Consider the following 20,538-nt stretch of genomic DNA (forward strand, 5'->3'; position numbering starts at 1 on the left):
ACTGCGTTACGGTCTCAGGCCGCCACTTCTGTCTGGCGTGCCGGAATAACGCCTTCTTCACGCAGCAACGTAGTAAGCGCACGCACCATATCATCCATCATTTCATCCGTATGGAATGGACCCGGCGTCAGGCGTAACCGCTCTGTGCCCTGCGGAACAGTTGGGTAATTGATGGGCGTTGCGTAATGTCCGTAATCGTTCAACAAACGACGGCTTATACGCTTACAAACCTCAGCATCACCCACCGGAACAGGCACAATGTGGCTTGGTGTCATGGTAAAGGGCACACCCGCAGCGCGCAGGCGCTGACGGAAGGTGTTGACCCGCTCAAAAATAGCCTCACGCCGCCAGCTTTCAGCCCGCACCTTGCGCACGCTGGTCAGAGCGGCCCCGACTACAGAAGGTGGCAGGGCAGTCGTGAAGATAAAGCCAGACGCCGTGGAGCGCAGGAAATCCACAATCTGGGCAGAGGCCGTAATGTAACCGCCATGCACCCCAAACCCTTTAGCCAGAGTCCCTTCAATAATATCGACCTGATCCGCCACCTGATCACGTTGGGAAATACCGCCACCCTCTTCCCCGTACAGGCCAACGGCATGGACTTCGTCCAGATAGGTCAGAGCATTATACTTACGGGCCAAAGCGCAAATACCGGCAATATCGGAGATATCGCCATCCATGGAATAAACGCTCTCAAAGGCAATCAGCTTGGGCGCGTCAACGGGTGCGGCTGCCAGTTTGGCTTCAAGGTCAACCAGATCGTTATGTTCAAAAATAACCGTCTGAGAGCCGCGAGCGCCCTTAATGCCTGCAATCATAGAGGCATGGTTCAGACGATCTGAAAAACAGATCCAGCCGGGCATGGAAGTCAGGATGGTTTGCAGGCTGGCCTGATTGGACACATAACCCGAGACAAACAGAAGCCCTGCTTCCTTACCATGTAAAGACGCCAGCTCAGCTTCAAGCTGCGTATGCAGGGGGCTTGTCCCGGCAATGTTGCGGGTGCCACCAGCACCGGCACCATGCTCCCGAATGGCAGCAATAGCAGCTTCCTGTACTTCCGGCACAATGCCCATGCCCAGATAGTCATTGGTGGACCAGACAATAACCTCACGTCCCTCCGGCTGGGCAGCCACGTCTTCTTCATACAGCGGAAAACGCTCTGCCAGCCGGGCCAATGGCGTAAAGGTCCGGTAACGCCCCTGTTGCCTGATCTCGTTCAACGCCGCATCACAATGGTCATAAAACGGATGCCGGGCGTTTTTGATCAATCCCACGCTACTACTCTCCTCGCGTCGTCAGAAACGGTCGGGGCACGGCGCATGGCCCTTCGGCCGTCTGGCCGGTCTGTTCCAATATTTTCACAAATATAATGTGAATGTTACTGCACATACACCCTGATAAGGGGCTTCGTCACGGTCGAATCCGGCATAGCCGTTATTTCAACCTGCTGTGGCGGGGCGCCTGCGTGCGTAAGGGCCTGTGCAACTGCCTGCCCATCCCCTTGCACAAGCTGCACCAATGTTAGCTGGTCAAGCTCTGAATTGCCAGAAGCAGGCACCAGACACTTTACCACAAACAGGATATTGGGCTTCCGTGCCAGCGCCTTGCGGGCCATCTGGTCAACTGGGCCTTCCCATTCTTGGACCGGGGTTCCACCAACCAGTTCAATCAACGGAGGAATAGGGGCAACAACGGGTGCCGGTGGAATATAGGGTTTAGGGGCCTTGCCTGCCTGTGGGTTAAAGGTTTTCTGATCAACCAGCTTGCACCCCCCCAAACCCAGCACAACACCAGCCAGCACCACCATTTTTATGGCAGAATGCTGCGTGGCAGAACGAACAACTGGGGGCATGGCTGGCGTATCTCCGCACACATGAACAAAACGTCTCCCTCTTTTGCGCCCATTCCGTCCAGACGCAAGGAGAACAGGGAGGGTGAGCAAAAAAACAAGTGCTTTTCTCCATCCCAGCTATGCGACTCCAGCACCCCAAACCCCCTTGCCCAAATGCAGGTGCGCCTTTATTGACCAAGCTGTAGTGATGAGAAGACCTGTCATGAATGATCAGGCCCGTCACCATAAGGCAGGCGCGCATGGCAGTAGCCAGTTCGACAGACCAGCGCAGTTTGGAGCAGGACGGAGCCCTCTCTGCCCAGCAGATTGGTGTTGCGCGCATGAGCCACGCAGCCCGGCTCCTGCTTCACGCAGATAATCTGCCCAGCCATGCAGCCAAACTTCTTTCCCTTATGTGCCTGCCGGTAACAGCCTTATGGTGCCGGGTTTTACGGTTTGACCCCGCCGCCCCGGACTGGCCAGACCGCGACAGGTTTGTGGTGCCCTCCACCACAATGCTGCCCCTGCTTGCTGCCATGCTGCGGCTGACAGGTGCTGACAGTCACAGTGCTCCGTTGCTGGAATATGGAGAACACCCGGCCATTGAGGTCGCCCCCGGTCCCGCTGGACAGGGTGTGGCAGCAGCGGCTGGCATGGCGTTGGCAGAACAGATTTTATCTCGCAGGTTTGGGCGCTCTCTCGTTAATCACCGCACATGGGTGCTGGCGCAGGATACAGATCTTGCAACAGGCGTTGCCATGGAGGCGGCCCAACTGGCAGGGCGCTTCGGGCTGGACAGGCTGGCCATGCTGGTTGCCCCTCCGGCTGAAGACCGTGGTTCCGAATTTGCCGACTCGCTGGCACGGTTCAGCGCCTCCGGCTGGACGGTCCGCAAGGTTGCGGCTGATGATCTCCCAGCCATAACCTCCGCTCTTGCCGCAACGTTGCGGGCCAGAAAACCCACCCTTATTGCCTGCCTGCCACCCTCTTCCACTCCCTCCTCACTGGCCGTTCATTTACCGCCGGAGGAAGAACTGACAGGCCCGTGGAGCCCAACAGCACGCCGAGGGGCTTCCACCCGCCGCTCTTGGCTGCGCCGTTTTGCCCGCCACCGCCAACGTGACGCATTTGAGCGGGAGCTGATGCGCCACCGCCCAGCCCTGTTTCAGGAAGACTGGCACCGTGCGTGGCTATGGCGTATGCGCTCAGCACTGGACAATTCCACTCAGGAATCTGCTCTGACAAGCCTGCATGCTCTGTCTGATATTTTGCCGGAACTGGTGTGCCTTACTGCATCATCCGCCTACAGCATGTCCGCAACTGGAGAGGAGCAAACAGGGTGGCGCGCCCCTCCGGCACTGGCCAATGGGCTAGACTGTGGCATTCAGGAACACGGCATGGCCGGCATGTTGAACGGTCTTTCACTGCATGGCGGAATGCTTCCCTGCTGTGCAGCAAGCATGATGACGGTTGACCGTATGCGCTCCGCCCTGCGCATGGCCGCCTTAATGCGCCAAAAAATGCTGTATCTGTTAACCGGTGATGGTCTGGCGCTGGGTGATGGCGGCGGCGGTTGGCAACCGGTGGAACAACTTGCCAGCTTACGGGCCACACCTAATCTGGCCGTATTCCGGCCCGGCAGCCCGTCTGAGACCTTCAAATGCTGGGAGGCCGCGCTGGAGTGGCAGGGCGGCCCAGCGGTTCTGGTGCTATGCCCGCAAAATCACCATAGCGCCGCTCCGCTGCCATCACCCAGCTACGGCAGCGCTGCCCGCGGCGGGTACGTCGTGCAGCAACAGGAAAACCGGCTGGTCACCCTCATTGCTTCCGGGCCGGAGGTTGCTATTGCGGTTGAAGCGTCGCACCATCTGGCCCGGCGCGATATCCGCGCCACTGTAGTGTCCATTCCCTGCTGGGAGCTTTTTGCCATGCAGCCGCAAACTTACCGCCAGAAAGTGCTGGGCGGTAAAGGGCTGCGGGTTGGCATAGAAGCGGCTTCCGGCTTTGGGTGGGAGCGCTGGCTTGGGCCGGAGGGAGTTTTTGTTGGCATGGATGATTTTGGCACCTCTGCCCCAGCCAACGCTTTGTATGAACGCTTTGGTATTACTGCCGAGGCGATCTGTAAAAAGGTGGAACACCACCTTTTTGTTTCCGGTGCAGCACGGGCTACGCCCGCTGCGCCACACCAGCCCCGGGCGCACGCACGGGGACCGTAACTGACAAGACCATAAGATAAAAACGGAGAACAGAAACATGGCAGTCAAAATCGCGATCAACGGCTTTGGACGTATTGGCCGACTTGTCCTGCGTGGGCTGATTGAAAGCGGACGGACCGACGTTGTGCCCGTAGCCATTAACGACCTTGGTAGCGTTGAAGATAACGCCCACCTGCTCAGCTATGACAGTGTGCATGGCCGCCTGCCTGCCGATGTACGCGTAGACGGCAACAAGCTTATTATTTCCGCGCATGGCCGGACGTGGGACCCCATCACCGTTTCTGCTGAACGTGACCCGTCAAAAGTACCGTTTGCAGGCGTTGATGTCGCCATGGAATGCACGGGCCTGTTCACCTCCAAAGAAAAAGCTGGCCAGCTTTTGCAGGCTGGTGCACGCAAGGTCATTATCTCCGCACCGGGTACGGATGTAGACGCCACTATCGTTTACGGCGTGAACCACGATGTACTGACCTCAGACATGACGGTCATTTCCAACGCATCCTGCACCACAAACTGTCTGGCCCCAGTTGCCAAAGTTCTGGAAGATACGTTTGGGATCGAACGTGGTTACATGGTGACCATTCACTCCTACACTGGTGACCAGCGCACGGTAGACACCCTGCATAAAGACCTGCGCCGCGCCCGCGCTGCTGGCCTGAACATGATCCCAACCTCCACCGGTGCAGCCCGTGCCGTTGGTCTGGTTCTGCCGCAGCTTAAAGGCAAACTGGATGGCACGGCCATTCGTGTCCCGACTGCCAACGTCTCTCTGGTCTCCCTCGACTTCGTGCCGAAAAAGGTGCCGGGCTCCGTTGAGGATGTTAACAACGCCATTAAGGCTGCGGCTGAATCCGGCCCGCTTAAAGGCATTCTTGCGTATTCCACAGCACCTCTGGTCAGCTCTGACTTCAATCACGCTCTGGCCTCTTCCAGCTTTGATGCCACCCAGACCTCTCTAATCGACGGCGGCAAGCTGGTCCGTATCTGCTCCTGGTATGACAACGAATGGGGCTTCTCCAACCGTATGGCTGACACAGCCGCTCTGTTCGGATCCCTCTAATGGCCCTGCTTCCTTTCAACACCCTGGATAAGCTGGACCCTCGCGGCAAACGCATTCTGCTGCGTGTGGACCTGAACGTGCCCATGAAGGATGGAGTCATTTCTGACTTCACCCGTATTGAGCGCATTGTGCCCACCATCCGTGAACTGGCGGACAAGGGCGGCCGCGTCATTGTGCTCAGCCACTTTGACCGCCCCAAAGGCAAAGTGGTGCCAGGCATGTCGCTCGAACCGATTGCAACCGCTCTGGCCACCGCACTGGGCAAATCCGTCAGTTTTGCTCATGACTGCATTGGTCCGGATGCTGAAGCCGCTGCGGCATCCCTGCAGGATGGTGAAGTGCTGTTGCTTGAAAACACCCGCTTCCAGCCGGGTGAAGAAGCCAACGCACCAGACCTGTCAGCAGCCCTTGCAAGGCTGGGTGATGTATATGTGAACGATGCGTTCTCAGCCGCACATCGTGCCCATGCCTCCACTGCAGGCGTTGCAGACCATCTGCCTGCCTATGCTGGCCGCCTTATGGAAGCTGAGCTTTCTGCTCTGGATGCTGCTCTTGAAAATCCGGAACGCCCGGTGGGTGCCATTGTGGGGGGAGCCAAGGTTTCCACCAAGCTGGAACTACTGGAAAACATGCTTGAAAAAGTGGATGTTCTGGCTGTTGGCGGCGCTATGGCCAATACATTCCTTGCAGCCAAAGGCTACAAGGTCGGCAAATCCCTGAAAGAAGAGGATATGCTGGATACGGCGCGCCAGATCATGGAAAAGGCCAAGGCCAAAAACTGTGAGCTGATCCTGCCGATTGACGTTGTATTGGCGGAAGACTTCATGGCCGGTGCCCCGACCGCTGTTGCAGCCGTATCCGACATTCCGGATGGCTGGATGGCGCTGGACGTTGGGCCAGAAACGGTCAAACTGCTGAAAGAAAAGCTGGCCGGGCTGAAAACGCTGGTGTGGAACGGCCCGCTGGGTGTGTTTGAGCTACCACCGTTTGACGTTGCGACAAACGCCGTTGCTCAGGAAGCAGCCCGCCTTACCAAAGACGGCAAGCTGAAAACCATTGCGGGTGGTGGTGATACCGTATCTGCCCTGCGCCATGCTGGCGTGCTGCATGACATGACGTATGTCTCCACCGCAGGCGGTGCGTTTCTGGAATGGCTGGAAGGTAAAGTTCTTCCCGGCCTGACAGCTCTGAGCACGACATTGGAAAAAACCATTCCAGTCTAATCGCTTAGCGTCATATCGTCCTGAAAAAGGCCGGTCACATACTGTGTGACCGGCCTTTTTTGTAACCCTTGTTTCAAGGAGCAAAAAGCCCCGGCTTATTCCCGCCGTAAAACCTGATCTGTCATGAAAGACGCAAGCTTACCGGCAACAAAGTCGCGCTTCAGGGCAGCTTCATCATATTCGTGTTCTACCCACTCCAGAAACGGCAGCCGCCCTTCTGCATCAGCCTGATACCGCATAAAGAAGGCATCCAGAATTCCCGTGCGTGACCCGCGGAAATGGCCAAACCGCCATGATAATTCTTTCAGCGCCCGTGCGGCGGAACCACCTTCAAACAAGATAACAAGACCAGAAGCTAAACCAGCCCGGTCAGCCCCTGATTTGCAGTGCATGAGCATGGGGAAATCTATTTGCTTATAAAGCTGGGCAAACCGCAAAATACGGTCCTTATGCGGCGCACCCCGGCTTTCAAACGCCATATCAACATGTGCCAACCCAATAGCCTGGGCAGTAGAGCGTGATAGTGCATCCGAACCGCATTGACGGTGCCCGCGCAAATTAACCAGTGTGCGGAGCCGGTAACGCCGCATGGCCCACTTCAACCGTGCGGGCGTTGGGTGGTTACACCGATACACTTTGCCTGGCACAACCTCCCTGAAATTGGTCCACACCAGTCGAAACACTGCATGGTCCACAAAAAGGCTATCAATCCAGGCCCGTGTACGGCCCGCCTGAGACGTTATCTGACCATCAAACACAATAGCGCGCAGCTCCAGCTCGTCTCTTCTGAATAGGGCCCTCTGTCCCATTCACGGGCAGCAAGGTCAATCTTTTCGTCTCGCTCACCGTGATGGTTGGTTCGTATTTAACGCCAGTGTCATAAAAGTGAGGTCCAACCATCGACCAAATTTGGTGCCTACCTCTTTCATCACACCAGTCTGCTCAAAACCAAGCTTTTTATGCAAAATAATGGAAGGGATATTCCCAGCCTCAATGCCAGCAACCATGACATGCAGTGCGCTGGCACGGGCTGCTGCAATCAAGGCTTCCAGCAAAATATAACCAATTCCTTGCCGCTGATAGCCCGGGTGCACATACACGGAGTGCTCCACAGTGTGCCTATATCCTTCAAAAGCACGCCAAGGGCCAAAACTGGCATATCCCACCACCGCACCATCATCTTGGCAGGCCACAAGCACCGGGAAACCTGCCTTCTGACGGTCCTGCAGCCACGTGATGCGATTAGGCACATCCACGCAGGCTTCATTCCAGATCGCCGTGGTATGCAGTACTGCGTGGTTATAGATTTCCATCAGGGCTGCTGCATCCTGCTCCGTCGCGTCCCGTACTGTTATCATTTTGCGCAGCCTCTCAGTTTCTCAGCGTATCTGGCCTTCATAACAAAAACCCCCGGCTTGCGCGCTGGCAAACCGGGGGTTCTGTCTCATGATCTGACCAGAATAAAGCTGATCAGGCTTTCCGCTCGATCTGCAATTCCTTGATCTTACCAATCGCCTTGGCAGGATTCAGCCCTTTCGGGCAGGTTTGTGTGCAGTTCATGATGGTGCGGCAAGCATATAGCTTGAAGGTATCTTCCAGCTCATCCAGACGGTCACCAGTATGTTCGTCACGGCTGTCTGCAATCCAGCGATAAGCTGCCAGAAGGACTGCCGGACCAAGGTAACGGTCCCCATTCCACCAGTAAGACGGGCACGAGGTTGTGCAGCAGAAGCACAGGATGCACTCCCACATACCATCCAGCTTGGCGCGTTCTTCAATGCTTTGCTTGCGCTCTGCATCTGGCGGCGGTGCGCTGTCAGACTTCATCCACGGTTCAATGGAGCGTAGCTGTGCGTAGGCACCCTCAAGATTTGGCACCAGATCCTTCACCACCGGCATGTGCGGCAGCGGATAAATCCGTACGTCACCCTTGATGTCCTTGATGGGCTTGAGGCACGCAAGCGTGTTCTCTCCATCAATATTCATGGCGCAGGACCCGCAAATCCCCTCACGGCAAGACCGCCGGAACGTCAGCGTTGGGTCCACATCGTTTTTGATGTGAATAATGGCGTCCAGCACCATTGGCCCAATTGTATCAAGGTCCAGTTCGTAGGAATCTACAACCGGGTTTTTGCCATCTTCCGGGGACCAGCGGTACACCCGGAATGTCTTGACGTTTTTTGCCCCGGCTGGTGCGGAATAGGTTTTGCCTTTCCCGATCACACTGTTGCGCGGCAGAGTGAGTTCAACCATCTTTACCTCCCTTTTTCGCTCGATCGTGCCGGCAGATCAGTAAACGCGCTTTTTGGGTGGGAAGACTTCAACGTCATCTGTTAAAGTCTTCATATGAACCGGGCGATAAGTCAGCTTCACGTTGCCTTTTTCGTCCAGCCAGGAAACGGAGTGCTTCATCCACTCCTTGTCATCACGGTCCGGGTAATCGTCACGGGCATGAGCACCGCGGCTTTCATGGCGGGCCAAACCGCTTTCAAGTGTGGCAGTGCCGTTGGCCAGCAGGTTTTCAAATTCCAGCGCTTCCATCAAGTCACTGTTCCAGATCAGTGATGAGTCAGAAACGGAAATATCGCTCAGGCCGCCCCAGATTTCGTGAATTTTGTTCACCCCTTCCTGAAGGCTTTCTTCAGTCCGGAAAACAGCAGCATGGGCCTGCATGTCACGCTGCAGGCGTTCACGCATAGCAGAAACCTTTGTGCCACCCTTGGCGTAACGCAGGGCATCTAGACGGTCGAGCGCAGCTTCACCCGCACCAGCCGGCAAAGGCTTGATGAAGTCGGTTGGTTTCACCACTTCGGCAGCACGGCGGGATGCGGCACGGCCAAACACAATCAGATCAAGCAGTGAGTTTGTGCCAAGACGGTTTGCCCCATGCACGGAAACGCAGGCCGCTTCACCCACAGCCATAAGGCCGGGCACAACAGCATTCGGGTCATTCTTGGTGGGGCGAATAACCTCACCATGAATATTGGTAGGAATACCACCCATATTATAATGTACTGTTGGCAGCACGGGCACCGGTTCTTTGGTGACATCCACGCCAGCAAACACACGGGCTGTCTCACTGATACCTGGCAGGCGCTGGTGCAAAAGGTCTGCGCCCAGATGCTCCAGATGCATCATGATATGGTCTTTTTTCGGACCCACACCACGGCCTTCATTAATTTCGATGGTCATGGCGCGGGACACCACATCACGCGAGGCAAGGTCTTTGGCCGTAGGAGCATACCGCTCCATAAAGCGTTCACCTTCCGAGTTGGTCAGATACCCACCTTCACCACGGCAACCTTCTGTCAGCAGGCACCCTGCAGGGTAAATGCCGGTTGGGTGAAACTGCACAAACTCCATATCCTGCGTAGGAATACCAGCGCGCATAGCCATGCCGTTGCCGTCACCCGTACAGGTGTGGGCAGAGGTGCAGGACTGGTAAGCACGGCCATAACCGCCCGTTGCCAGAACCACCATTTTGGCATTGAAGCGATGCATGGTGCCGTCATCCTGACACCAGGCCATAACACCCCGACATGCCCCTTCATCATCCATGATCAGGTCAATGGCGAAGTATTCAACAAAGAATTCAACGTTATGCTTCAGGCACTGTTGGTACAGCGTATGCAGAATAGCGTGGCCGGTCCGGTCAGCCGCAGCACAGGCGCGGGGCACGGGGGCCTTGCCGTAATCGCTCATATGTCCGCCAAACGGACGCTGATAGATTTTGCCATCTTCCGTGCGGGAGAAAGGCACACCAAAATGTTCCAGTTCCTGCACGGCGGGCACGGCCTCACGGCACATAAACTCAATGGCGTCCTGATCCCCCAGCCAGTCTGACCCCTTTACGGTGTCATACATATGCCAGCGCCAGTTATCTTCTGCCATGTTGCCAAGAGAGGCACCAATGCCGCCCTGTGCCGCCACGGTATGGCTACGGGTTGGAAACACCTTGGTCACGCAGGCGGTTTTAAGGCCAGCAGCCCCCATGCCCAGCGTAGCACGCAGGCCGGAACCCCCAGCACCTACAACAACCACATCATAGGCGTGGTCAACAATTCGGTAAGCTCCCCGGGAAGGAGAGGAAGAAGCATTCATCGTGACGGCGCTCCCATGTGCGTTCGGCCTGTCATGTCTCAGGATTCATGCCGCACCTGTCTGTTCAGACCAGCGGCATAAGGCTCAGTATTGTGGTCAGGATTTACGGTTGCTTGCTGTTGCCACCAGTTTGATGACGGCAAACACACCCAGAAGCCCTATCAGCGATGTTCCAATTTTGACCAGAATACGCGTGGGCAGGTGGGCTTTGCCATGAACATAGTCATCCACAATCACCTGCAACCCAAGCTGGGCATGGTAGAATGTGGTAATGATCAGGGCTGTCAGCATGGTTGCGTTAACGGGCTTTCCGCCCCAGTTAACCACGTCCTTATGGTCAGCACCGCCAAGGCGGAACATCTGGACAATAAACCATGTGGAAAGCGGCAGTAGGGACGCAGCAGAAACACGCTCTGCCCACCAGTGGCCAACACCGGAGCCACCAGCCCCCAGACCACGAGCCCGCCCAAGCTGCGAACGCATGACCTCAACATGTGATAAAGGCGCATTCATGTCAGGATGCCTTCCCAATTTTCGCACGCTTGCGTGAGCGTCCACAAGCTACTGCCAGAAGACCAGCTGCAAGAGCCGTGCTCACGCCAGCCGTGACACCAACTGCAATTGGGCCGTCCTTATTAATTTCGGCCTTATCGTAACGGTAACCGCTGTCCCAGATCAGGTGGCGGATACCGCCCACAGTGTGGAACACGACAGAAGCAAGCCACCCAACCAGCGCAAGCTGGCCAACCGGGTTGCCTGTTACTTTCCGCGCAACTTCAAAAGACTTCGGCCCTTTGGCAGCAGCAGACAGCCAGAACACGCCCAAGGCCGCCCCACCTGTTGCCACAACGCCCGTAATACGGTTCGAAATGGAGAGAACCATAGAAAGCCGACTACGGTAGATTTGCAAATGCGGCGACATAGGCCGCTGTATCAGTTCGCCGTCACTGCGGTTTCCCACATAGAGGGCCTTTCGGATATCCTGCATTGTCCGCCTCGTATCCCGTCCGTCTATCCCTACACCAGCCTGTGTGCCGGTGTTCCAGCATTGAATTTTGTCCTACGCCCCGCCTGCCAAGCGGTCAATTCGGTCAGGCAACACGAGACCGAGAGGCGGGGCAGCCTCACTCAGCCGTGTTTTGGCAGCAGGTCCAATGCAATCATGGTTTCAGCAATCTGCACTGCATTCAGGGCAGCACCCTTGCGCAGATTGTCAGACACACACCAGAACGCCAGACCATGGGGAACCGTAGGGTCAATGCGCAGGCGGGACACATAGGTGGCATCTTCCCCCACACATTCAATCGGGGTCACGTAGCCACCATCTTCCCGTTCATCCCGCAGGATCACACCGTCTGCTTCACGCAGGGCGGCACGGGCCTGGGCCAGATCAACCGGCTCTTCAAACTCGGCAATGACGGACTCGGAATGGCCGATAAACACGGGCACACGCACACAGGTGGCAATAACGGCAATGTCGGGATCAAGAATTTTCTTGGTCTCGACTGTCATTTTCCACTCTTCCTTGGTGGCACCATCATCCATAAAGCGGTCAATCTGGGGGATACAGTTAAAGGCAATCTGCTTCTGGAACTGCTCAATTTTAGGCGGATCATTCACAAAGCTGCCGCGGGTCTGGGCAAACAGCTCATCCATGCCATCTTTCCCAGCACCTGCAACCGCCTGATAGGTTGAGACCACAACACGCTTGAGGCCAAACAGGTCGTGCAACGGTTTAAGGGCTACAACCATCTGAATGGTGGAGCAGTTAGGGTTGGCAATGATGTTGTGTTTCATGCCCTTAAGAGCATTGGGGTTTACTTCTGGCACAACCAGCGGCACACCCGGCTCCATACGGAAATGGGATGTGTTATCAATGACAACGCATCCGGCCTTGGCAGCAATAGGAGCATACTTGGCGGACACAGACCCACCGGGCGAGAATAAACCAACATCCCAACCGGTAAAATCGAATGTTTCCAGGTTCTGGACCTTGAGTGTACGATCACCAAAGGACACTTCCCGACCAACAGAACGGGGAGAGGCAAGGGCGACAATATCGCTAATGGGGAAGTCCCGCTCAGCGAGAGTCTTGAGTATTTCACGCCCCACAGCACCTGTGGCACCTACAACTGCAACCCGATACCCCATTACGTCACCTATATTCTGTTTTTGTTAAAAGTCTGGCCGGGCAAGGAACCTAAACTAAAGTGGGTGCAAAGGGAATTGTCAGGCACCTGACTACAGGCCAGAAAACCACGATTTTCTACGTTCCGTGCACGGTGCGTCTATTTTGCACTCTGGTGAAGGAGACCCGTTTTGACCCTGCGTTCCCCCTCTGCTGCTCTTCATGCCGCCACTGCCGCACCGGCTGCCACGCATCCGGCACCGGCCTGCACACTGGTCATTCTGGGCGCAGGCGGAGACCTGACACACAGGCTGCTTGTTCCCGCTTTATACGATCTGGCATGCAGTAAATTTCTACCAGAGGATTTCCAGATCATTGGGGTCAGCCTGAAAGAGCAGACAACACAGGGTTGGGTTTCCTCTCTTCAGGCCCGGCTGGAAAACTCCATGCGGGACCGGCATGCCGCCTCCTCCAGTGCCACGCTCAATCATTCTGCATGGCAGTGGCTCTCAAGCCGGATGCACTATCTTTCCCTCAATTTTACGGACCCGTCAGCCTTAAAGCCACTCAGTGCGCTTGTTGCCGGGCGGAACGTCGTCTTTTATCTGGCCACTCCACCGCGCTTTTTTGAGCCAGCAACCAATACCCTGTCTCAGGCAGGGCTTCTGCAGGAAAAGACGGATCAGTTCAGACGGGTAGTCATTGAAAAACCGTTTGGCACAGACTTACAGTCCGCTCAGGCACTCAACGCGCACCTTCTCTCCATACTCCATGAAAACCAAATTTACCGGGTGGATCATTTTCTGGGCAAAGAGACAGTGCAGAACCTTCTTGCCCTGCGCTTCAGCAATATCCTTTTTGAGCCGCTTTGGTGCAAAGACTATATCGATCACATCCAGATTACGGCTGCTGAAACCCTCTCGGTTGAAGGACGTGGCCTGTTTTACGATGCTACCGGCGCGTTACGAGACATGGTGCCCAATCATCTTTTCCAAATTCTTGCTCTGGTGGCCATGGAACGGCCTGTATCCCTAAACTCTGAAGAAATCCGTAATGCCAAACAGGCTGTTTTTGAGGCCATACGCCCCATAACGCCAGACAATATGGTGCGGGGGCAGTATCAGGCTGGCACCTGCAAAGGACGCGCCATTCCCTCGTACCGTGATAGTCAGGGCGTCAACCCAGAGAGCGTGACGGAAACCTATGCTGCACTACGGGTTGATATTGAAACAGCACGTTGGCAGGGCGTCCCGTTTTACCTGCGTACGGGCAAAGCCCTGAGCAGAGCCGTCACTGAAATTGTTGTGCAATTTAAAGCGCCAACCAACCCCTTGTTTCATACCAGCCAAGGTGAACCTGAAGCCGCCAATCGGTTGGTCTATAATATCCGCCCAGATAAAGGTGCAAACCTATATTTTAATGTCAAGAATCCGGGGCCGGAAACTATAGTTTCCGAAGTAACATCCGAATTTCGATATGAAAAATCTTTCGGAAACACACCTAATATTGGCTATGAAACTCTGCTTTATGACTGCTTGCAGGGAAATGCCACCCTGTTCCAGCGCGCTGACAATATTGAAGCAGCATGGCGTGCTGTAGACGGTATTTTACAAGAAACAGAAACATCAAACATCGAATTTTACAGTGCTGGAAGTAGTGGCCCGATAAGTGCTGACACATTGTTATCCCGTGATGGCCGGAAATGGGCATCTCTCAATAAAGACGAAGACTGATATTTTTGTAATGAGCACCATTTTTGTACGCCATAGAAACACCCATAAAAATGAGCTTTTTTGAAAATGTTATTGTATAACTTCTCCCTTCAAAATTCTCATAACTTTCTATAGGCGTCTGATCTTATTGTACTGTAACCTCTTTGTGTAAAGAAACGTGCGCTGCCCTGAACATACCCTGATTGGGACAAACCCTGCATCGCACAGAACAAAGGGAACAAAAGCATGTCAGGAAAAATGAAAGCCGCCGTTGTTCGGGAATTTGGTAAACCCCTGAGCATTGAAGAACTGGCTATTCCAGACATCAATGCAAACCAGATTCTGGTGAAAATGATTGCCTGTGGCGTATGCCATACAGACCTGCATGCGGCCCATGGAGACTGGCCGACAAAGCCCACTCTCCCCTTTATTCCCGGCCATGAGGGCGTAGGCACCGTTGTTAAGGTTGGTGCAAACGTGAGCTGGGTGAAGGAAGGCGATGAAGTAGGTGTACCGTGGCTGTATTCTGCCTGTGGCCATTGTGACCATTGCTTATCAGGCTGGGAGACATTGTGCGCCAAACAAGAGGATACAGGGTATTCTGTTAACGGCTGTTTTGCAGAATATGTTGTAGCAGACCCTAACTATGTTGCCCACTTACCCAAAGGCGTTGACCCCATAAAGGTGGCCCCCGTGCTATGTGCGGGCTTAACGGTATATAAAGGCCTGAAAATGACAGATGCCAAGGCAGGCCAATGGGTTGCTGTTTCTGGGGTGGGCGGCCTAGGGCAAATGGCTGTACAATATGGTGTTGCCATGGGTCTTAATATTATTGCTGTTGATATTGATGACGACAAACTGGAAACAGCACGCAAACTCGGTGCGGCACATACGGTAAACGCTTTAAAAACAGATCCTGCTGCCTTTATTCACAAAGAAGTAGGTGGCGCACATGGTGGTCTTATCACTGCTGTTTCAACAAAAGCGTTTTCGCAAGCTATGGGATATGTACGCTCTGGCGGCACACTGGTCCTGAATGGTCTGCCACCCGGCGAATTCCCGATCTCAATTTTTGATATGGTTATGAAAGGCACCACCATTCGCGGGTCCATTGTTGGAACCCGTCTGGATATGATTGAAGCACTATCATTTTTTGCTGATGGTAAAATTACGTCTGTGACCCAGACTGATAAGCTCGAAAATATCAACACTATTTTTGAAAAATTGGAAAAAGGTCAGGTCGAAGGCCGCGTTGTTCTAGATTTTCGGCAGTGATAATACGAGTTTACCCCCTGATACAAAGTCAGGGGGTAAAGTTGATATTTAGTGCTCTAACAAATGCTTTATTAAACTGACACCTGTTTTAACAAGGTAATCTGTTAAAGCTTCTCCTGTCTTACTATCACACAAATACGGATTACCCCGCCCAATACCTTGCGTGGCGGTCTGGTCCCCTTCCAGAGGAATGGAGACTGGCGCACCGTTCAACTCAACTGTGCCAAAATCAAGAACGGGCAAGCTCCAAGCCTTCTTATCAAGAGCCTGTTGTTTTAAATTTTCTGTTTTGACCAAATCAGGTTTGAGATAAAGCGCTATACTGGTTAACGGATTAGCGCCGTGCCCACCTGATTGCTTTGCTTTTTCCTCACCAACAACGGAAGGCAGATAAGCTGCAGCAACACGCCATAAATAAAAACTTGGTATAATTATATTGTTCTTTTTTAAAATAGACTGCGTTACGTCATGAATCATGGTGCAGTTGCCACCATGCCCGTTCAGGATAATCAGTTTCGTAAAACCATGCCGTATCAGGTTACCAAGCATATCTTCAATAACGGCACGTAACGTGCTTTGTGAAAGTGCAATAGCACCAGGCATATATCCAAAATAATCTGCCCCACCAAAAGGAAGGACCGGCGCAACATAGGTCTCACACCCCTCCTGTATTGCCTGCAACGCTATACGCTCTGCGATGGCATCAGCCAACAAATAATCGCCCATAGGCATGTGTGGGCCTTGGTCTTCAAAACTCCCCAATGGCAAAAGAATAACCGGATTACGCTGCGCAGCCTCCCGCATGTCAGCTGCCGTTAACTGCGCCATATGAACGATTTTATTTAGTGGCATACCCTGTGTCCATTCATGAAAAAAGGCATGCGTTTAATACAACACATGCCTTTTCCAATTTCAAAAATTTAGTGTTTTACTATTTTATTTTTGATCATCTTTTACAACAGGTAAGAGAATAGCGGTTGAAGACGCTCCACCATAATGGATACTTTGTGTTGCTGTCGTATAATCTTCTGGTTTTGCATCAAATATATTGGGCACAAACTTCTGTGGGTTGCGGTCATAAACCGGGAACCAGGAAGACTGAATTTGCACCATGATTCTATGCCCTTTGCCAAACACATGATTTACGGCTGGCAAAGAAAAGTGATAATGTTCTGTTTGGTTAGCTGTAATTGCTTCAGGTTTTTCAAAGCTTTTGCGATAGCGGCCACGGAAAATATCCATGGAAACCGGAAGCTCATATCCACCCATTTTAGGGGTGTCGGGTGTTGCAGCAGGCTGAACATCTATCAACTTTACAACCCAGTCCGCATCCGTCCCGGTTGTTGCTGCGTACAGGTCTGCAACAGGAACGCCGCTTACGCGCACTGGCGCATCCAGAACATCTGTCTCGTATGTCACGACATCCGGGCGAGATTCTGCATCACGCTGATCCTGCACCAGCCAGCTTTTCCAACGCGGCCCATCAGAAAAAGAAAAAGGACGGGACAGGAAAGGAACAGGATGGGATGGGTCGGAAATATAGTTATCAGCACTTTCTTTTCCCGGTTTGGAAAAGCTCAGACCATGTCCCGCTGACAGGAAAAGAGGGGTCAGCGCCCCGCTGCACTCAGCTTCACAAACAGAGGGCCATGAGCGGTAATAATTCCACTTCTGGTCACCCGTATTGTAAATAATGGCGTCCGGCAAATGTACCGATGTGCTGCCGGGTTTAAGATATGTATCAAAGAATGGACGGAACACATCCCGCCGATATTGGTGCGCCGTATCCCCCTCAAAGTCTATTGGTCCGAGGCTAGACCCATTATAATTTACGCCACTATGCCGCCATGGCCCCATAACGAGGGTATTAGGCGTCTTGATATCTGTATCTTTTATGGCCTGCCATGCATGAATGGCGCCCCACATATCTTCCTGATCCCACAAACCCTGCTCCCATAACATGGGGACAGCGGGTTTTTTAGAGGCCAACAATTTATCTAAAGCCTGACCCTGCCAGAAAGAATCATAAGCCGGATGGGCACGCATACGGTTCCAGAACGGGTATTGGTCTAGCCCCGCCTGTGTTGCAAAAGCACCGGCAGAACCCGCTTTGAGGAAGTTTGTATAGTCGTCAGCATCTTTACGCGGAATAGTGTCCCCAGATCCACGGGCTGTCATCTGGGATGTAAAGTAATCCAGACCACCCTGACGGAACGCACCGTAGTGGAACCAGTCATCACCCATCCAGCCATCCACCATCGGGCTTTCGGGTGCCGCCACCTTCAGAGCCGGGTGGGGGTCAAGCAGCGCCATAACAACCGTAAAGCCTTCGTAGGATGAACCTGTCATCCCAACACGTCCGTTGCTTTCTGGCACGTTATGGACCAGCCAGTCTATTGTATCCCACGCATCTGTTGTTTCATCTGTCTGGGTGGGGTTGAGCGGGCCACGCGGGGGGCGCGTCATGACATAGTCGCCCTGTGAATTGTATTTCCCACGAATATCTTGAAAGACGCGAATATACCCCCCCTCGACAAATACATCATCCCCCTGTGGAAGTATCTCTCGCATGGTCAAACCATTGGACACCCGGTCTACGCGGTTTTTTGCGTGGTAAGGTGTACGCGTTAATAGGATAGGGGCATTACGGGTGTTTTTGGGAATAACCAAAACAGTATAAAGCTTCACGCCATCGCGCATAGGCACCATGACTTCCCGCTTGATATAATCACGCTGCTGCTCAGCATTGGGAAACGAGACTTTGGCCGGTATGTCTGTTCCCGTCTGAACACTCAGGTTATCCGACTGCTGTGCTGGCTTAGGGGCCGCCCCAGCAGCCAGAGCTGTGCCGGATAAGAGAGTAAGCAGAGCACCAGGCAGTGCATAGCGCATCAAGCGGGAGAAACCGGGGGAAAGGACTGAGTTGCTGGCATGTATCATGATAACCTGCGTTCTGCTCCATGCGTGAGTGTGTCTGCTTCCGGCCGGAAGACTTTAAACGGGACGATGCGTTGGTTTTTCCAAATCGTCCACCCTGTTTCATGACCAAAACTAAAAAACGATAGGTCGTTACGTTTGCCTCTGACTTATAGACACAGAGTTCTGGCAGCCGTCCCAGCAAGGCAATAAAAAACCGGCTCCTTTTCCAGAAAGAAGCCGGTTTCCTCTTGTACGTTTTTACCTCATTTTAGCTGGCAGACGGAGCAACCTGTGCAAAAGCCCAATCCAGCCACGGCAAGAGCGCCTTGACATCTGCTGCCTCAACGGTGGCACCGCCCCATATCCGCAAACCCGGGGGAGCATCACGGTAGCTGGCAATATCAAAAGCCACACCTTCCTTGTCCAGCAGGCCGGTTATCTGTTTGACAACCTTGGTTTGTTCAGCCCGCTCAAGTGCAAGAAACCACGGTGCCACAATACGCAGACAAATAGCGGTAGAGGAGCGTTCCTCTTCTTTTTCCGCCAGAAAGGACACCCAATCCGTTTTTGCTTCCCATGCGGCCACTTCAGCCAGATTGGCCTTGCTCCGGGCTTTAAGGGCTGCCAGCCCGCCAATGGACTCCGCCCATTTCAGGCCATCCAACGCATCTTCCACACACAGCATGGACGGTGTGTTGATAGTATCCCCTTTGAAAATAGGTTCTATCAATGCGTTCTTTTTTGTCAGACGGAAAATTTTGGGTAGTGGCCGTGGGGCTTCAAAGTCTTCCAGCCGCGCCACCGCACGGGGAGAAAGCGCCAACATGCCATGCGCAGCTTCTCCACCCAGAGCTTTTTGCCAAGACCATGTGACAACATCCAAGCGGTCCCAAGGCAGGTCCATGGCAAACGCGGCAGAGGTTGCATCACAAATGACCAGCCCTTCATGCTCAGCGGGTATGACATCGCAAGACGGCAGGCAAACACCTGATGTTGTGCCATTCCAAGCCAACACCACATCATGCGCCCAATTGACTTCGTTCAGGTCTGGCAGGTGGCCATAATCAGCTTTCAGAACGCGGGCGTTGTCCAGCTTAAGCTGAGACACAATGTCCTGCGCCCAAAGGGTGGAAAAGCTCTCAAATGCCAGCACATCTACCGGACGGGCCCCAAGCAGAGACCACAACGCCATTTCCACAGCACCTGTATCCGATGCGGGTACAATGCCAACGCGCCACCCCTCCGGCACGCCCAGTATGGCAGATGAACGCTCTATTACGTCTGCCAGACGCGCACGCCCTTCTGCTGAGCGATGAGAGCGCCCGGTAAAGGCATCAGATAAAGCGGCTACGCTCCATCCGGGGCGTTTTGCACACGGGCCAGAGGAAAAACACGGATTGCCCGGTCGTGTAACCGGGCGAGAAGAAACGCTGGATTGTGTGGAGGTCATTCACCCTGTCCGGATATGGGTCGTGGGACAAGTCATGGTGCGAGAGAGGGGACTCGAACCCCTATGCCTTGCGGCGGTCGATTTTGAGCCGACTACGTCTACCGATTCCGTCACTCTCGCGGCTGGAGCCTCTCCCTATCAGCAAAATGCTTATGGGAAAAGTCTGCTTCTTGTATTTAAAGCCTTATTTGTCCCACACAGTAAGGCTTATAAGGCTTTTTGCCGTTAGCGGCAGACCCGTGCGGAGCCATCCGCAGCAATATATGTGCCTGTCTGGGTATTGAAGCAGGCATTTTGTGTGCAGCTATTTCCTACGGCAAGCGGCTGTGGGTAGTTCTGAACGCCCATGCTTTGAGCTTCCCGTGCCGCTGTTCCGCACAGAGGGGTGTTCAGCGGCGCGGACGGATCGTTCTGCAACTGGCTTTCATTCGCCGATGGCGTGTCAGATACCATACCGGGCGCAAACCCCGGAGCGGATGTTTTTTGCGGAGCCTGCGGTTGGGCCGCACATCCGGCCAACAGAGCCACGATAGCACAACCCGCAGCACGGGACATAAAACGGACAGACATGGTTTCTTCCCTTTATTTTGGCCCGCAAGGCGTTCCTGGCCCCGGTATCC

Annotated in this window: 18 protein-coding genes and 1 tRNA gene; 5 read left to right on the top strand and 14 right to left on the bottom strand. The window is 54.0% G+C overall.

Annotated elements, in window-relative coordinates; all coding sequences use genetic code 11:
• Window positions 1-14: 14 nt before the first annotated feature.
• Window positions 15-1,277 carry a 5-aminolevulinate synthase gene (hemA, locus tag ACTIDN_RS03565; RefSeq protein WP_441375994.1) on the bottom strand — a complete coding sequence of 421 codons (1,263 nt, stop codon included), beginning with the start codon at window positions 1,275-1,277 and terminating at the stop codon, window positions 15-17.
• A gap of 104 nt (window positions 1,278-1,381) precedes the next feature.
• On the bottom strand, window positions 1,382-1,855 hold the full coding sequence (locus tag ACTIDN_RS03570) for a hypothetical protein (RefSeq protein ID WP_415508775.1): 474 nt from the start codon (window positions 1,853-1,855) through the stop codon (window positions 1,382-1,384).
• 239 nt (window positions 1,856-2,094) lie between these two features.
• Here ACTIDN_RS03570 and ACTIDN_RS03575 point away from each other — a divergent pair, with 239 nt between their 5' ends.
• The 3 genes from ACTIDN_RS03575 to ACTIDN_RS03585 are packed head-to-tail and all read left to right on the top strand — an operon-like array spanning window position 2,095 to window position 6,333.
• Complete coding sequence (locus ACTIDN_RS03575) at window positions 2,095-4,050, top strand: transketolase-like TK C-terminal-containing protein (RefSeq protein WP_441375995.1); 1,956 nt, start codon at window positions 2,095-2,097, stop codon at window positions 4,048-4,050.
• 37 nt (window positions 4,051-4,087) lie between these two features.
• Window positions 4,088-5,110, top strand: coding sequence for a type I glyceraldehyde-3-phosphate dehydrogenase (gene gap / locus ACTIDN_RS03580; RefSeq protein ID WP_415508773.1), 1,023 nt, complete (start codon window positions 4,088-4,090; stop codon window positions 5,108-5,110).
• Window positions 5,110-6,333: a phosphoglycerate kinase gene (locus tag ACTIDN_RS03585; protein ID WP_441375996.1), complete on the top strand. Its 1,224-nt coding sequence runs from the start codon at window positions 5,110-5,112 to the stop codon at window positions 6,331-6,333. The genes gap and ACTIDN_RS03585 overlap by 1 nt, the downstream gene beginning before the upstream one ends.
• Before the next feature lie 95 nt (window positions 6,334-6,428).
• On the opposite strand, the gene ACTIDN_RS03590 is transcribed toward ACTIDN_RS03585, so the two are convergent.
• The 7 genes from ACTIDN_RS03590 to ACTIDN_RS03620 all read right to left on the bottom strand — a co-directional run bounded on the left by ACTIDN_RS03590 (window position 6,429) and on the right by ACTIDN_RS03620 (window position 12,585).
• Window positions 6,429-7,091, bottom strand: a complete 663-nt coding sequence (locus ACTIDN_RS03590) for a fused DSP-PTPase phosphatase/NAD kinase-like protein (RefSeq protein ID WP_415508786.1) — start codon at window positions 7,089-7,091, stop codon at window positions 6,429-6,431.
• 84 nt (window positions 7,092-7,175) lie between these two features.
• On the bottom strand, window positions 7,176-7,691 hold the full coding sequence (locus tag ACTIDN_RS03595; protein WP_441375997.1) for a GNAT family N-acetyltransferase: 516 nt from the start codon (window positions 7,689-7,691) through the stop codon (window positions 7,176-7,178).
• A gap of 112 nt (window positions 7,692-7,803) precedes the next feature.
• Entirely contained in the window at window positions 7,804-8,586 is a 783-nt protein-coding gene (locus ACTIDN_RS03600; protein WP_048839002.1) for a succinate dehydrogenase iron-sulfur subunit, read from the bottom strand.
• Between the two features lie 36 nt (window positions 8,587-8,622).
• Complete coding sequence (sdhA, locus tag ACTIDN_RS03605; RefSeq protein ID WP_415508770.1) at window positions 8,623-10,434, bottom strand: succinate dehydrogenase flavoprotein subunit; 1,812 nt, start codon at window positions 10,432-10,434, stop codon at window positions 8,623-8,625.
• A gap of 96 nt (window positions 10,435-10,530) precedes the next feature.
• Window positions 10,531-10,947 carry a succinate dehydrogenase, hydrophobic membrane anchor protein gene (gene sdhD, locus ACTIDN_RS03610; RefSeq protein ID WP_441375998.1) on the bottom strand — a complete coding sequence of 139 codons (417 nt, stop codon included), beginning with the start codon at window positions 10,945-10,947 and terminating at the stop codon, window positions 10,531-10,533.
• A 1-nt stretch (window position 10,948) separates the two neighbouring features.
• On the bottom strand, window positions 10,949-11,422 hold the full coding sequence (gene sdhC / locus ACTIDN_RS03615) for a succinate dehydrogenase, cytochrome b556 subunit (protein WP_415508768.1): 474 nt from the start codon (window positions 11,420-11,422) through the stop codon (window positions 10,949-10,951).
• Between the two features lie 140 nt (window positions 11,423-11,562).
• The gene (locus ACTIDN_RS03620; protein ID WP_048838998.1) at window positions 11,563-12,585 is read right to left on the bottom strand and encodes an aspartate-semialdehyde dehydrogenase; all 1,023 of its coding nucleotides are present in this window, start codon (window positions 12,583-12,585) and stop codon (window positions 11,563-11,565) included.
• Between the two features lie 168 nt (window positions 12,586-12,753).
• Between ACTIDN_RS03620 and zwf the strand changes: the two genes are divergently transcribed.
• Entirely contained in the window at window positions 12,754-14,295 is a 1,542-nt protein-coding gene (gene zwf, locus ACTIDN_RS03625) for a glucose-6-phosphate dehydrogenase (RefSeq protein ID WP_441375999.1), read from the top strand.
• A 225-nt stretch (window positions 14,296-14,520) separates the two neighbouring features.
• Window positions 14,521-15,549: an alcohol dehydrogenase AdhP gene (adhP, locus tag ACTIDN_RS03630; protein ID WP_441376000.1), complete on the top strand. Its 1,029-nt coding sequence runs from the start codon at window positions 14,521-14,523 to the stop codon at window positions 15,547-15,549.
• A gap of 48 nt (window positions 15,550-15,597) precedes the next feature.
• On the opposite strand, the gene ACTIDN_RS03635 is transcribed toward adhP, so the two are convergent.
• The 5 genes from ACTIDN_RS03635 to ACTIDN_RS03655 all read right to left on the bottom strand — a co-directional run bounded on the left by ACTIDN_RS03635 (window position 15,598) and on the right by ACTIDN_RS03655 (window position 20,488).
• Window positions 15,598-16,401 (bottom strand): creatininase family protein, encoded by an 804-nt coding sequence (locus tag ACTIDN_RS03635; RefSeq protein WP_441376001.1) that lies wholly within the window; start codon window positions 16,399-16,401, stop codon window positions 15,598-15,600.
• Between the two features lie 84 nt (window positions 16,402-16,485).
• Window positions 16,486-18,441 (bottom strand): CocE/NonD family hydrolase, encoded by a 1,956-nt coding sequence (locus tag ACTIDN_RS03640; protein ID WP_441376024.1) that lies wholly within the window; start codon window positions 18,439-18,441, stop codon window positions 16,486-16,488.
• A gap of 295 nt (window positions 18,442-18,736) precedes the next feature.
• Window positions 18,737-19,918 (bottom strand): phosphoserine transaminase, encoded by a 1,182-nt coding sequence (locus tag ACTIDN_RS03645; protein ID WP_441376002.1) that lies wholly within the window; start codon window positions 19,916-19,918, stop codon window positions 18,737-18,739.
• A gap of 35 nt (window positions 19,919-19,953) precedes the next feature.
• Window positions 19,954-20,038 (bottom strand) — tRNA-Leu (locus tag ACTIDN_RS03650).
• Between the two features lie 105 nt (window positions 20,039-20,143).
• Window positions 20,144-20,488, bottom strand: a complete 345-nt coding sequence (locus ACTIDN_RS03655) for a hypothetical protein (protein ID WP_441376003.1) — start codon at window positions 20,486-20,488, stop codon at window positions 20,144-20,146.
• Window positions 20,489-20,538: the final 50 nt, after the last annotated feature.

Source organism: Acetobacter sp., assembly GCF_052102375.1.
In the GTDB taxonomy this organism is placed as follows: domain Bacteria; phylum Pseudomonadota; class Alphaproteobacteria; order Acetobacterales; family Acetobacteraceae; genus Acetobacter.